Annotated in this window: 16 protein-coding genes and 1 pseudogene; 5 read left to right on the top strand and 12 right to left on the bottom strand. The window is 50.3% G+C overall.

Annotated elements, in window-relative coordinates:
- The first annotated feature begins 218 nt into the window (after positions 1 to 218).
- Complete coding sequence (locus Q1A48_RS12080; protein WP_299945095.1) at positions 219 to 1,292, top strand: 3-deoxy-7-phosphoheptulonate synthase; 1,074 nt, start codon at positions 219 to 221, stop codon at positions 1,290 to 1,292.
- 274 nt (positions 1,293 to 1,566) lie between these two features.
- The gene (locus tag Q1A48_RS12085; protein ID WP_299945098.1) at positions 1,567 to 1,983 is read left to right on the top strand and encodes a hypothetical protein; all 417 of its coding nucleotides are present in this window, start codon (positions 1,567 to 1,569) and stop codon (positions 1,981 to 1,983) included.
- On the opposite strand, the gene Q1A48_RS12090 is transcribed toward Q1A48_RS12085, so the two are convergent.
- The gene (locus Q1A48_RS12090; protein WP_299945101.1) at positions 1,937 to 4,837 is read right to left on the bottom strand and encodes a Tn3 family transposase; all 2,901 of its coding nucleotides are present in this window, start codon (positions 4,835 to 4,837) and stop codon (positions 1,937 to 1,939) included. The genes Q1A48_RS12085 and Q1A48_RS12090 overlap by 47 nt on opposite strands.
- A 142-nt stretch (positions 4,838 to 4,979) precedes the next feature.
- On the opposite strand from Q1A48_RS12090, the pseudogene Q1A48_RS12095 reads away from it, so the two are divergent.
- The 3 genes and pseudogenes from Q1A48_RS12095 to Q1A48_RS12105 form a co-directional block, all read left to right on the top strand.
- Positions 4,980 to 5,390 (top strand): annotated as a pseudogene (locus Q1A48_RS12095) (recombinase family protein); the annotation flags it as partial.
- A complete protein-coding gene (locus Q1A48_RS12100) occupies positions 5,376 to 5,555 on the top strand; it encodes a helix-turn-helix domain-containing protein (protein ID WP_299945172.1) in 180 nt (59 codons plus the stop codon). The pseudogene Q1A48_RS12095 and the gene Q1A48_RS12100, both read left to right, overlap by 15 nt.
- A 15-nt stretch (positions 5,556 to 5,570) precedes the next feature.
- Positions 5,571 to 6,245: an AraC family transcriptional regulator gene (locus Q1A48_RS12105; protein WP_299945104.1), complete on the top strand. Its 675-nt coding sequence runs from the start codon at positions 5,571 to 5,573 to the stop codon at positions 6,243 to 6,245.
- Here Q1A48_RS12105 and Q1A48_RS12110 read toward each other — a convergent pair.
- The 11 genes from Q1A48_RS12110 to Q1A48_RS12160 form a co-directional block, all read right to left on the bottom strand.
- A complete protein-coding gene (locus Q1A48_RS12110) occupies positions 6,225 to 6,563 on the bottom strand; it encodes a DUF1801 domain-containing protein (protein WP_299945107.1) in 339 nt (112 codons plus the stop codon). The genes Q1A48_RS12105 and Q1A48_RS12110 overlap by 21 nt on opposite strands.
- Before the next feature lie 4 nt (positions 6,564 to 6,567).
- Positions 6,568 to 7,008, bottom strand: a complete 441-nt coding sequence (locus Q1A48_RS12115; protein ID WP_299945109.1) for a VOC family protein — start codon at positions 7,006 to 7,008, stop codon at positions 6,568 to 6,570.
- Positions 7,009 to 7,122: 114 nt separating this feature from the next.
- On the bottom strand, positions 7,123 to 8,418 hold the full coding sequence (locus Q1A48_RS12120; RefSeq protein ID WP_299945111.1) for a hypothetical protein: 1,296 nt from the start codon (positions 8,416 to 8,418) through the stop codon (positions 7,123 to 7,125).
- Between the two features lie 65 nt (positions 8,419 to 8,483).
- Positions 8,484 to 8,966, bottom strand: coding sequence for an outer membrane lipoprotein-sorting protein (locus Q1A48_RS12125; RefSeq protein WP_299945114.1), 483 nt, complete (start codon positions 8,964 to 8,966; stop codon positions 8,484 to 8,486).
- Positions 8,967 to 9,275: 309 nt separating this feature from the next.
- Complete coding sequence (locus Q1A48_RS12130; RefSeq protein ID WP_299945116.1) at positions 9,276 to 9,941, bottom strand: FtsX-like permease family protein; 666 nt, start codon at positions 9,939 to 9,941, stop codon at positions 9,276 to 9,278.
- Positions 9,941 to 10,450: an ABC transporter permease gene (locus Q1A48_RS12135; RefSeq protein ID WP_299945119.1), complete on the bottom strand. Its 510-nt coding sequence runs from the start codon at positions 10,448 to 10,450 to the stop codon at positions 9,941 to 9,943. Before Q1A48_RS12135 ends, Q1A48_RS12130 begins: the two co-directional genes overlap by 1 nt.
- A 53-nt stretch (positions 10,451 to 10,503) precedes the next feature.
- Positions 10,504 to 11,214, bottom strand: a complete 711-nt coding sequence (locus Q1A48_RS12140) for a hypothetical protein (protein WP_299945121.1) — start codon at positions 11,212 to 11,214, stop codon at positions 10,504 to 10,506.
- Complete coding sequence (locus Q1A48_RS12145) at positions 11,211 to 11,663, bottom strand: ATP-binding cassette domain-containing protein (protein WP_299945123.1); 453 nt, start codon at positions 11,661 to 11,663, stop codon at positions 11,211 to 11,213. Before Q1A48_RS12145 ends, Q1A48_RS12140 begins: the two co-directional genes overlap by 4 nt.
- A gap of 38 nt (positions 11,664 to 11,701) precedes the next feature.
- The gene (locus tag Q1A48_RS12150) at positions 11,702 to 11,944 is read right to left on the bottom strand and encodes an ATP-binding cassette domain-containing protein (protein ID WP_299945126.1); all 243 of its coding nucleotides are present in this window, start codon (positions 11,942 to 11,944) and stop codon (positions 11,702 to 11,704) included.
- Positions 11,944 to 12,678, bottom strand: a complete 735-nt coding sequence (locus Q1A48_RS12155) for a hypothetical protein (protein WP_299945128.1) — start codon at positions 12,676 to 12,678, stop codon at positions 11,944 to 11,946. Before Q1A48_RS12155 ends, Q1A48_RS12150 begins: the two co-directional genes overlap by 1 nt.
- 18 nt (positions 12,679 to 12,696) lie before the next feature.
- On the bottom strand, positions 12,697 to 12,951 hold the full coding sequence (locus Q1A48_RS12160; protein ID WP_299945131.1) for an acyl carrier protein: 255 nt from the start codon (positions 12,949 to 12,951) through the stop codon (positions 12,697 to 12,699).
- Position 12,952 lies beyond the last annotated feature (1 nt).

Here is a 12,952-nt window from a genome sequence, read left to right on the forward strand (position 1 = left end):
ACTTCCTCGCTTGCCCAATCACCATTCACCGCATCACCGCCAAATTCCAGTAAGGTGCCAAACTGTTACAGGATGGATGCCACCTAATTTCCCAAGATAACACCCAATATTTGGTTGCACATGAAACCCTCGCCCAAGCCTTCTCAGCACAGTAGGATAAGCGATCCGCGCGCGAATGTGCGCCGGACAACAAAGAAACAGAGTAGCCAGTAAACGCTATGAGCACACAGCAGTTCGACGACTTGAATGTTGTCTCCCAGGAAGTTCTGATCAGCCCGCAAACCCTCAAAGTGGAACTCCCCATCAGTGGCGCCGCGGAGGCCGCCGTTGCCAGAGGGCGCGCCGCAGTGCGCAATATCCTAGACCGCAAAGACCACCGCCTGATGGTGGTTATCGGACCCTGCTCCGTCCACGACGTGAAGGCCGCGATGGACTATGCCCATCGCCTCAAAGAGGTGGCGGACAAGGTCGCCGATACCCTTCTGGTTGTGATGCGCGTCTATTTTGAGAAACCCCGCACCACAGTGGGCTGGAAGGGGCTGATCAACGACCCCCACCTGAATGATTCCTTCAAGATCGAAGCGGGGCTGCATATCGGTCGCAAGCTGCTGCTGGAGGTTGCCGAACTGGGCCTGCCCACAGCCACCGAAGCCCTGGACCCGATTTCGCCCCAGTACCTGCAAGACCTGATTTCCTGGTCCGCTATCGGCGCGCGCACCACGGAATCCCAGACTCACCGGGAAATGGCCAGCGGCCTCTCTTCCGCCGTGGGCTTCAAAAACGGCACCGACGGCAGCCTGGAAGTGGCTATCAATGCATTGCAATCCGTCGCTAATCCACACCGCTTCCTGGGCATCAACAAGCGCGGTCAGGTGGCTATCATCCACACCAGCGGCAACCAATACGGCCATATGGTGCTGCGGGGTGGCAATAACAAACCCAATTACGATTCTGTCAGCGTTACCATGTGTGAACAAGAACTGCGCAAAGCCAATATCACTCCCAATATCATGGTGGATTGCAGCCACGCCAATTCCAACAAAAATCACGAGTTGCAGCCATTGGTAGTGAACAATGTGACCCACCAGATTCTCGACGGCAACCGCTCGATTATCGGCATCATGGTGGAGAGCAACCTGAAAGCCGGCAACCAAAAACTTCTGCCGAACCTGGATCAAATGCAATACGGGGTTTCTGTGACCGATAAATGCATCGACTGGGAAACCACCGAATCCCTGCTATTGGACATGGCGAAACAATTGCGTGAACCGCTCCGATCCCGCAACCAATGACTGGTTTATGATTCACCCGGCAATCCAGGGAATTGCAAAAACAATAGGGCACCGGGAGTGAGCAACACCACACCGAGGCCGGCACTGATCCTTAAAATATAAACCATGCTGGGAATGGAGCGATACTGTCGCACTCTGCCGGGGGCACAGGTTTCAGCGTAGCTTCGCATGCACACCGAGCCAAACAAACGATCTGGGCCGGCTGGGGATTTGATCCCAAGATGTTAACCCCCCGTATTCTGCCCGGATCACAAGGCGAAATGACAACTTCCCTGTGAAAATTCTATTATTGCCGGGGCTGGATGGAACGGGATTGCTCTTTAGGCACCTGATTGAGGCCCTGCCAGAATCCCTGGACCTTGAGCTTATTTCTTTTTTCGATTTTCCTCAAAAAATCTACCTTGAGCAGGCACAGCGCCTGGCGGAACTGTTTTCTGATAGGCAGCTTTTTTTAGTTGCTGAGTCCTATTCTGGACGGATTGCTTATGAGTTATGCAGTTTGATGAGCAACAAGATCAAGGGCGTGGTCTTAATCGCCAGTTTTATTTCCCCTCCATCCAAGGTCTCCAGACTGGCAGTCCCACTTTGCAGATACGGGATTAAACCCACAAGGTGTCGAGTGCGGCTGAGTGCTAAATCCCCCTTTAAGCGTTTTGCATCTTCATTTGCCGCCACCTGTATTCACCTGTGAGGATGATGTGAGCCCAGCCAAGCGGCGATATGTGCGATAGGAGATATTCTGGCGTTTTCAAACCGCGCTTTTTCCGCTGCGCGACCGCCATCCCAAGCTGTTTTGTATTCCAGTAAATTGTGATAGCGGTGAGAAGGTTGAGCCCTGCGATCCGAAAGTGTTGGCCTTCTGCGGTGCGATCTCTGATTTCCCCCTGCCGCCCGATCCGAAGTGCATTCTTCAAGGCGTGATGAGCCTCACCCTTATTGAGGCCGATTTGAGCGCGGCGTTGCATGTCAGTGTCGAGCAGCCATTCGATGATAAACAATGTCCGCTCGATGCGCCCGATTTCTCTCAGCGCAATGGCCAGATCATGTTGCCGTGGCCGTGCCGCCAATTTCTTCAGAAGCTGGCTGGGCTGCATCCTGCCTGAAAGCATCGTCGCAATGCAGCGCAGAACATCCGGCCAGTTGGCGATGATGGTGGTTTCCCGGATTTTGTCACCCACCAAACCCCTCAGTTCAGTCGGGACACCTCGCCGATCAAAGACATGCAGCCGTTTGGACGGCAAATCCCTGATGCGCGGGATGAACAGATAGCCAAGCAGCGAAGTAGCGGCAAATACGAGATCGGTGAAGCCGCCTGTATCGGCATATTGTTCCCTGATCCGTTTGCCCGTTGGGTTCATCAGCAACCCACCCAGAATATATGGGACCTCGTTCACCGTGGCAGGGATAACCTGCGTGGCAAAGGGACCATATTGATCTGGTACATGGGTATAGGCTTTCAAGCCCGGCTCATGGCCGTATTTCGCATTGATCAGATTCATCGCTTCACCCTGTCGCGTGGTGGAGAAGAATTGCCCATCACTGGAAGCGGTTTCACCGGCACCCCAGTATTTTGCCATTGGTAACTGTGCCTGCGCTTCGATCACGATGGCCAAGGCCCGATTGATAGCTTCACTTTCCACGTGCCAGTTTGAAAGCCGTGCCAACTGAGTAAAACTATGCGTGCTGCTTGCCCCGGCCATCTTGCTCAACCCGAGATTTAAGCCCTCGGCCAGAATGACGTTCAGCAACCCAAGCCTGTCCTTACAGGGTGCTCCTGTGCGCAGATGGGTAAAGGCATCTGTGAGCCCGATATCATTGTCCACATCCATGAGGATATCCGTAATCCGCACCTCCGGCAGGCGGTGATAAAGATCAAGGATGAGGCTATCGGCTTCAGCGGGTACATCAGCTTCAAACCGGTCGACACGCAACCGGTCATCCCCGATGACACCACCGGGGAGGGTTCCGTTTTTAACCGCCATCGCAAGCCTGTGCAGCCCGTCTTCCAGCCGTTGTTTTCGATCTGCGATCCAGACTTCCGGTTCCAATGGCATCGACAGACCCATAGTCTGAGCGGCCTCGACCGGAACCAGGGCCTGTTTCATGTCGCTGTAGCGGCGGGAATGAGCAAGCCAGACATCCCCGGATCTGAAGGCTTCGCGCAGATGGAACAAAACCGCGACGACCCAAAGGCGGTCCCGGTTGGTTTCCGGATTCCGCAAGTGAGTTCGCCACTTCGACTGTGGCTGAAGAAAGGGCGCAGAACGACTTGGAACATCGCGCTTGTCGCGGATCACATCGGTCGCCGCCAGCAACGGCTCAGCCACACTGGCTCCCGCGATATCCAATACTGCCAGCATTCGCGGGGCATAGAGCTTGAAGCGGTGATAGCCCTGCTCGACATAGGCCAGCGTATCCGCCTTGACGGTCTTACCGAGTGCTCCGGCTGTCGCGACGAGGTTTTCCAGAGCATCCCAGCCACAGGAAGCATACACGGCGCCGGCGACAGCCACCTCATCGCCTTTGGCCAGCAACAATGTCGTGCCCAACATCTCGAACCCGGCCAGGGTTGCTGCGATCTCCGATTGCGCCGCGGCAACACGAGCATCGCAAATCCTCTTTGCCTCTCGCCATATTGACCCCACGATCCGGTCGTGGGTTTCGATGACGGTATCTGCGATGGCAGCTGACCATTCCACAATGCATGCGGCGAGAATGGCCAATCGGCGATCACTGGTGATGTCCCGAAGACCATCTGTAAAATAGCGCTCCCCCTGACGGCGCAATTGTGTGACCCGATGCACTGGGATGTCGTCTAGAACCGCAGGTGACAAGCCAATTCCTTGCAGAAATTCCAACCGATCAAGCTGACGGTTCATATCGGCAGAGTTCTTACCTACCTCGAACTGACGCAGCCAAATGAACCGGCTGACCCGACCATCCACCTCTTCGTTTAGCAAGGCATCAAGGCGAACGCGCATCTTGCTATCGAGACGCGCGACAATACGGGCATCGACTCGCCGTTCGGCGTCAACCAACGCATTCGCACAGTGACGTTCTATTCTGGTTGGGCCGGGCAAGACGATCTGGCGCCGCCGACACTCTTCCACAAACCCGCGCACTATGCCTTCACTGGATTGTGCGGCCTCGGCGTGCTGGTCGAGCCAACGTTTCATCTTCTTTGCAGCCTTGCCCGTGAACATCTTGTACCCATATATCTTACGCAAAACGTCAAGGTGTTCGTAACGGGTGTTTTCTCTGGCAGCGTAGGGAAGAAGATCGTCAGGCTTTAGGCCAATTTGGGCAGCCACAAAACGCAAGACAAGCTCAGGGATCACCTCACCTGCATTCAGCAAGCGGCCCGGATACCGAAGAGCGCAGAGTTGGAGCGCAAAGCCGATCTGGTTCTCTGGCCGCCGCCGGGTGCGGATATGCGCGATGTCTTCATCATCCAATGTGTAGTGTTTCAGCAGCAAAGCCTCATCGACAGGAAGATCAAAAAGCGCCGCGCGTTGTCGCACGGTCAGAACCGCTCGGTGTGCCATTCAAAGTTATGTCCGTAAGAGGTCCGATGAACGGACGGTTTTTCGTGATCCGCTCTGCCCAGAAAAACTGGTGCGGGAAGCGTCTCGTATAGGTAGTACGATAAAAATTGCAATGAAGGGGTCATATACGTACAGTTCTGCCATGAACACCACGCTTATCAGATACGCCCGCTGCTCGACCAACGATCAGGACCTCACCGCCCAGAAACAGGCGTTGGAAAATCTCGGCGTTGCTTCGGATCGCATCTACACCGACCACGGCCTGACCGGCACCAGCCGCGCTCGCCCTGGTTTGGATCAGGCCATTGCCGCTGTGCGGGAAGATGACACGCTCGTCGTGCCCAAACTCGACCGGCTGGCTTGATCCGTGCCAGATGCCCGCGCTATCGCCGATCAGCTCGAAGCCAAAGGCGTCAAGCTTGTTCTCGGGGCGTCCGTTTATGACCCAACAGACCCAATGGGCAAAATGTTCTTCAACATCCTCGCCACTTTCGCTGAGTTCGAAGCCGACCTCATCCGCATGCGCACCCGCGAAGGCATGGCCATCGCTCGTGCCAAGGGAAAATTGCGCGGAAAGCAGCCAAAGCTATCTGACAAGCAGCAGAAAGAACTCTGCCGTATGCATGGAACCGGAGAGTATTCAATCAGCGATCTGACCGAAGTGTTTTCCGTGTCCAGCCCAACAATCTACCGAACCCTCAACCGGCACCAGACCTGACTTTCGCTGATGTTTATGACTGAAACAAATATCGAGCAGCCACCTTATTTTCATCAATGGTCTTACACAGTTGAGACAGATGAAACATCAATCGTTTTGCCTGATGGCTGTACGGATATTATTGTCATCTCCAATGACGAGTCGGAAATCAGCGGGCTTCATTCGACGAGCTGGGACATATCACCAAGACGGGTACGCCTGCGTGCTGGCACATCGTTGACGGGCTTTCGGCTAAGGCCCGGAGCTACCATAGATCTTCGCGACCTGGGCACCGAAGCACATAGCGCGGCCAATCTCGCCGCGCAGATCAGCAGCGTCGTGCGACACGATCAGGAGATTACCCAAATCATTGATGACATTGGTCTGCCGGGGAGGAGCGTCGCCGAATTGGCCAAACAGCAAGGCGTATCAGAAAGAACTTTGCAACGTCACTTCAAAGGTCTCTCGCTACCGTCGCTGGGATTCTGGCGTCAATTGGGACGCGCCAGGCGGGCGGTTCAAGCACTCCCCTGCCGCGTTCCGCTAACTGAGATAGCACTTGAGTACGGCTATAGCGATCAGGCCCACATGACGCGCGAGTTTGTACGTTGGTTCGGAAAGACGCCCGTTCAATTGCGTCGCGACCACGCCACTCTTAAAGACCTGGCCCAACCCGGCCTTGGCAATTGGTCAAGTCAGGCTGTTCTGTAACCTGTATGCCTGTCTCAGAAAATCCTTACTCTCCTTGTCATCAATGTCAGCCATACTAACGAACTTTAGGTGCCTGTGGTGTTTGCCGCTCCCCTCAAGGATTTTCTTCGGGTCGTCCAATTGGGCTCCGTTCGTGAATTCCAGAGAAACGTGGTTCTTATACTCGAAGACCCCGCAGAACTGCGACTTTGGCTGCCCGGGGGCACTCTGGATGATCGTTCCACCATACTTGGCCACGAATTCCGCATCAGGGGCGACAGAATGGACAAGAGCTTTCAATCGCCCAGCAATCTCGGCTCTTATCGTCTCATCCATCATGACGTCATCCCGGAAGCTTCACAGCGGAACAAATCTCGATCAGATAGCCGTTCGGGTCCGACACATAAGACGTTGTCTGCCCCCATGGTTCATCACGCACGTCTTGAATGAGCGAGGCACCGGCATTGAGCGCATTTTGAAGGGCACCAGAGACATCATCCGTCTCAAAAGCGATCTCAAATGTCGGATTGTCACTCTTCGGTGATGCCGGGTTCTTGCCCAATTGTTGCATGAGAGCCGTTGAGGAAAAGGCCAATTTGGTCGCTCCGGTGACCAGTTCACCATAGTCGCCGCTTTCGTGAAGGAAGCCACGCTCAAACCCGAATGCCTTCTCAAAGAAGATCAGCGAAGACGCGACATCGTCGACGTATAGAATTGTGTAGCGAAAAATCATCTGAGTTGCCCCCGGTTTGCGTTTGCAGGCACAAATAAATGCTGTCAGCATGGGGTGTCTTGAAAAAAGCCGACATTCATCCGTGTTGTAGAAACCATCAAGTATGGGCCCACTTGCTGAATCCGCCGCTCGTAAGGCGAACTGCCGCTCAGCCAAATAATCTGTTTAAAGGGGGATTTGGCACTCAGCCGCACTCGACCCCTTATTGGGAATCAGGCCATATTCACAACGTTTGCAACCGGTGAACAGCTGGGCCTGGAGCCGGGTACTGAAATGTTCAGTCCAGTTTTGAGTACATTCCAGGCTGTGGAGCTGGCTATGATCATCCATGTTGTAGTGAATACTCTGGCGATATTGAAACTTTTTTTCAAGCCGGGTATTACCCCACATAAAGAACAAGTACTCCCGTCGCAGCTGCCCTACTTTGAGCAAATCATAGCTGTTGATCAGAAACTCAGCGGCATCCTGTGCCTGTGTGGATTGCAGGCTCATCTGGGCCAGGTCAACCTGCGCTCGCACCTGATTCCACTCCGTATTTTCATACCCGTGGGTATTATGCAGATACTCTGCTGTAAACTCCCAGCCGCCATTGAGGCTGATTTGAGTGCCCAAGACCATTTTAAGATACCCTTGCCTCTCTTTATGGTCGTAACGGAAATGACTGACCACCGGCAATTCCCGCTGCTGCTCCCAAGCTGCCTCCAGGCGTAGTGTCATTCTATCCTGCGCCAGTGTACTCAACCCCAAAGCGGCAGCAGTGTCTCCCCCTTTCAATCGGTGAAAAATCAACTGCGTATCCAGATCGCCCTCGCGATTGATCCTGAGCGCCGTCTGTAACCCCTTTTGCGTAAAAGCGCGATCTGACACCTTGCCAGCTCCATCGGCGACTTCGACAGTATAAAGACCAATATTCCAGCCCCCATAACGCAGATCTATGTGAAGCATGTCCCAACCCTGTTGCTGGATGAGGATATCGGAATCGAGACTCGGGCGATCATATACAGGTTTGAGAAGGTTCGCTGGTGTCCAATGATAACCATTGCTCCACTGAGGCTTGTGACGACCGATATTAATTCCAAATCTTTTATTCACACTGTAATAAGATACATATTCTTCCAGCAAATAGTGGCCAAATTTTCCCATCGATTTTCCACCTTCATCTATCTGGTAATGTCCGAAAAATGCGAGGCGTGTATAGGCCGAAAAATAGGGGCCGTCCGCGAAGTGGCCATTGAGATCCAGTGCCAACTGTGTGTTGCCTATGGGAAACACCAGTTCACCCGTGTCGAAAAATTGCTTTTCCCTGACAGAGTTCAACTCATGGTAAGCAACAACAGAAGCTGAACACTCCTTAAGTAAACCCGTTTTTACTGTATCAGTGGTCTTGATATCATCGGAAAAATGGACTTGATCTGCCTCATTGGAAAACGGATCTTTATACTCGATGGTATCATTGTTCATAGCGGCCCCCAACAAAAAAATGGACAACCTATGATCAGACCTTTGCTAAATCTTACTGTTTTTTTCTAATTAAGCCTGCCCAGGGACTCTTTCTGGAAAATAGCGGCATCCAGCACCTCCAAACGATAGTCATCGAACCTCATCCAGGTGTAACTATCCTTCATTAGAGCATCCACCAACAATAATTTATGCAGTTTAAGCTCGCCTTCATAGAATTTGTACTCTTTGTAGTAAGCAGTTTTCAAAAGACGTTTTGAACGAGAATAGAATTCACTTTTGAATGGCTTATTACCTGCATATTTTTCCATCCAAACTTTCACAGATGAATAAGTAACACTGGGATATTTTGCGGTCAATTTCAATATCCAATACTCCTTCCCCACTATTGATTCTTCTCCATATATTTTCGCATCGTAATTTTTCCTGAAGCTGGCACCCACAACATCACCATTACTGGTTTCACCAAGTAACCGTTGAGATGGGGCAACACGGATAAGCCGGCGGGTACCAGGAATATAAAGCCACATATTGGTATTTTCTTTCAACATTACCCAACCTCTTTCACGAGCGGGCGACTGAAAATAAATAAGCGATTTAATATTGTAAACTTTTATGTTAAATTTATTACTTCGTGGCTCCCTGTTTTTTTATAACTTATATTGGTAAGATTAAAGCTGAACCCCTGATCCCTATAACCGCGCACCTCATCTAACCTATTGACTAACGATTCGACAGAGATTTGCTCCGAAACTGAATGATTGAAATTCGTCAACAAAATAACAAGAAAAACTAAGCGATATCCATCCATCACGGCACCAAACAGTTTGAATCCACTGGATCACAAACAACAACCGCTATCAGGCGAATCTCAATGCATCTACAACTGCTATTCTGGATGCCTTTACAGCGGGATATACACAGGAAAAAAAAGCAGTCAACACACCCAGCACAAACGTTTTTAACAAAATATCCGGCGCAATTAATATTCGTATTGGATAGTCTTCAGTACTGCCGGGCGGCCGAGGCATCATCCACTCCCCAAAATTAACTCCCCTAGCCATTAGAATTCCGCCCAGCAGACCGAGCAGGCCTCCGATAACCCCCAGAAACATTGATTCAAGCAGAATCAACCCAACAACCTGTGTTGGCGTACCGCCCATCGCCCTGATGGTGCCAAGTTCACGGGTACGTTCCATCACCGACATTAGCATTGTATTCGATATACTTAACGCTATAATCACCAAAACGATGACTGTGATAAAGTCAAACACACCATCGAACAGACCAACCACCTGGTGGTAGTAATCCGCTAACTCCTCCCAGCTTTTCAGCTCGAGCACCAGTCCATGTTCACGAAAAGCCATCGTCAGCCTAGTAACAGACTCAGACGTCATACTTGTTTCCTCCAACAGTACAAGCAGGCGGGTCACATCGGATGTATACAATAACTCCTGCGAAAGAGACAGATTTACTCGCAACAGCCTGTCATCCAACACTTTGACACCTGTGTTGATAACACCCATTACCTGTATACATCGACTGCATTGATTACACCATCTCCAGTGCTCGCCAACAGGGTTAAATAGTCTCCAACCTGTGCATTCAGAGCGTTAAAAAGTCCTTCCCCCAAGTGGGCCGCGGATCTATCCTCTGCAAACAAATCTTCACCATCTACAATGCGAATAGCCGAAGAAAGCAGAACTTCCTTCTCGGCCGTTATACCAATACCGGATATCGCAATAGATTGCTTACCATCACTAAGCAATCCATTGAAATTCAATCGTGGAGCCACAACCAATGCTTGCGTTTTCTTATCAATCACCCGAACAATTTGCTCCAGAACGGGCGCGGGAACCATGTAGCGCTCAGGATCAATATTCCCATACTGGCTATAACCTTTGGTGTAAACCTGGATATGACCGAGTTGTGAACGGATCATACTCTCACGCATACCCTCATATATCGACTGGACAAAACCCCCAAATACGATCAAACTGGCACAACCAAAGACAATTGCTACCAGAGTAGTCATACTGCGTCTTCGATGCCTCACAATATTCAACAGTGCAACTTTCCAGCCCAAAGTCATTTTGACAGTGCTTCCAATGACAAACGGGATTTTTGGACCCAGCCTGTTTCTGAAATCGCCAACTTTTGCCATAACAGCCTGGCTTCTTCTTTCTGCTTATTTCTGCTGTAAGCCTGCGCCAGGTTAAATTCAACCAATGCAAGAAATTCTTTTCCAAATTTTTCGCCGATTTTTTGCCTGACCATCTCCAGGTCCTCTACTGCATAGTGGGCCCTTCTCAAAAAGGCTGGCATATTTGCACAGCTGATACCACGTTGAAGCCTAGCACCCAGATTGAACGGCCACTGTTTCACCGCCCTATCCATTATTCGGTTACCTGTTCTTGAGAATAGTGCGAGTTTGCTAAACTCATTAGTATAGAAACTGGATTTATATGAAATCGTAGAACCCAAAGCCGCGTCCAATTCTGCGTCATCATTTAGCTGTTCTCGCAACTGTTTCAAGTGCTCTTCTAAAGCTACCACCTCCTCAACACGGGCCTCGGAAGACGAAGTCAACAAGGCCAATTGAGTGAGATAGGCTGCCTTTTTATATTCAGGCGAAGAATTACTATCCAGGGCGGCAATAAGACGGAGCCTGTCAGAATAATTGGCAGGAATTTCTGTTGGCAGAATATAATCCACAGCCCATGCCTTGAAAAAGCAGGCAGTTAAAGCCAGCATGACAACGAAGCGGAAATGAAAAATGTGCAAGATGTTGGTTATCATGTCTGGGTTTCCTGCGCACTGACGCGCTTCAACGTCTGTCTAGCAGAAGTCACTGCTGCTACAGCGCTATCATTGACCAATTCATCATCGCAAAGGGTAATGACCCTAGACGTCAGGTTTGTAATATACGCATCATGCGTTGAAATAACAAAAGTGATGCCTTGATCCTTATTCAAATTTTGTACCAACCGCATAATATTTTCAGAGGTTCTGGAGTCTAAATTTGCAGTTGGTTCATCTGCCAGAACAATATCCGGTTGAGTAACTATGGCTCTGGCAATAGCGACACGCTGCATTTGCCCGCCTGACATCTGCGCCGGCCGCAGGCTACCCAGTTTCTCCAGACCGACATCTCTCAAAGCCTGAACCCCTTGTGATCTGGCATCCCGCACACCTCTCAGTACCAAAGGGTATATCACGTTTTCCAAGGCGGTGAGTACGGGTATCAAATTAAACGATTGGAATACAATACCGATATTCCTGCGCCTTAATCGGAGCGCTTGTGTTCGCTGAGCGTTCCGATATTCACGCCTCTCACAAGCACACTGCCGGAATCACTTTGATCCAATGCCGATATAATATTCAGCAAAGTACTCTTACCACTGCCACTGGGGCCTGTGAGCGCAACAAGTTCGCCCTTATCCATTGAAAGGGTGATATTCTTAAGAGCATCAACCCAGGCATTTCCGATCAAATAGCGCTTTGAAACACTGGTAAGTTTAACCAGCATCAGTTGCCATCCAAAGCCACAAACCGTTGTGTCAGCTCCTTGCAGGATGCCTGCAGGATGTATGGACAACGCGCCAAGACCATCGCCTTTTGATAATAATTGGATGCAGTAGCCATATCCGCACTATCCTCCCGTTCTTTAATAAGATAGGCATTAGCCAACGCTATATAGATCAGTTGTTTGGCTTCCATGGGTATGGCTTTCGGTGTCTCACTTATCAACGCATTAAACCAGGCTTCATCCTCAAAGACGCGATGGAAAAAACCACCGATTGGACCCACATAGGCAAAAGTCAACAAGCGAATCATACGAACGCTAAAATCTGAATTTGCTTCGAGTGCAGCCGCATCCACTTGACCCATGGCATGACGCAAACGATAGAGTTTATAAATACCCATCAATGGGTCAAACATAGCACCAGCTAATTTCCCCTCGTTGGAATAAAAGGCAGCCTTGATCAGCATATTATCAGGCTCTTTCCGATAGGCTCTTCCTAATAAACCAGCTGCTTTACCTATCTCATTGTGTTGGCTGTACAATTGCCCTAATTGTAGCATCGAGGCCGTGTCAAATTTATTCTCGTCAAGCCTTGCATGAAGAAAATTTAACTGTTTATCGTCGCGCCCACTATAGGCTATTTTCTCGAATTCGATGGGTGCTGAACCTGAAAACCAGGCAACAATATTCCCAATACCCATACCTATTAATAGTATTACCAGCCATTTCTTAATCATTGATGGATCCAAAGAAGTTTACGCTTCAACAGAATTTTCAATAAGTTGGCTATCCATTTCCTGTAGCGTAGTATGCTCATCAAAAACTAGATTTTCAGGATTCATTACACCAGGATAGAGCTGTTCGCAAATCAGTATTACTTCAACGATATTCAGCGAGTCTATCCCCAGATCGGCAATGGGCATATCAGGGTCAACAGAATCGACATTCAACATAAGTGATATTTGTTCACAAAGCACCTTGACTTTACTCTCTATAATCTCTGTAGACATC

It is taken from the genome of uncultured Microbulbifer sp., from assembly GCF_947489355.1.
Classification (GTDB): domain Bacteria; phylum Pseudomonadota; class Gammaproteobacteria; order Pseudomonadales; family Cellvibrionaceae; genus Microbulbifer.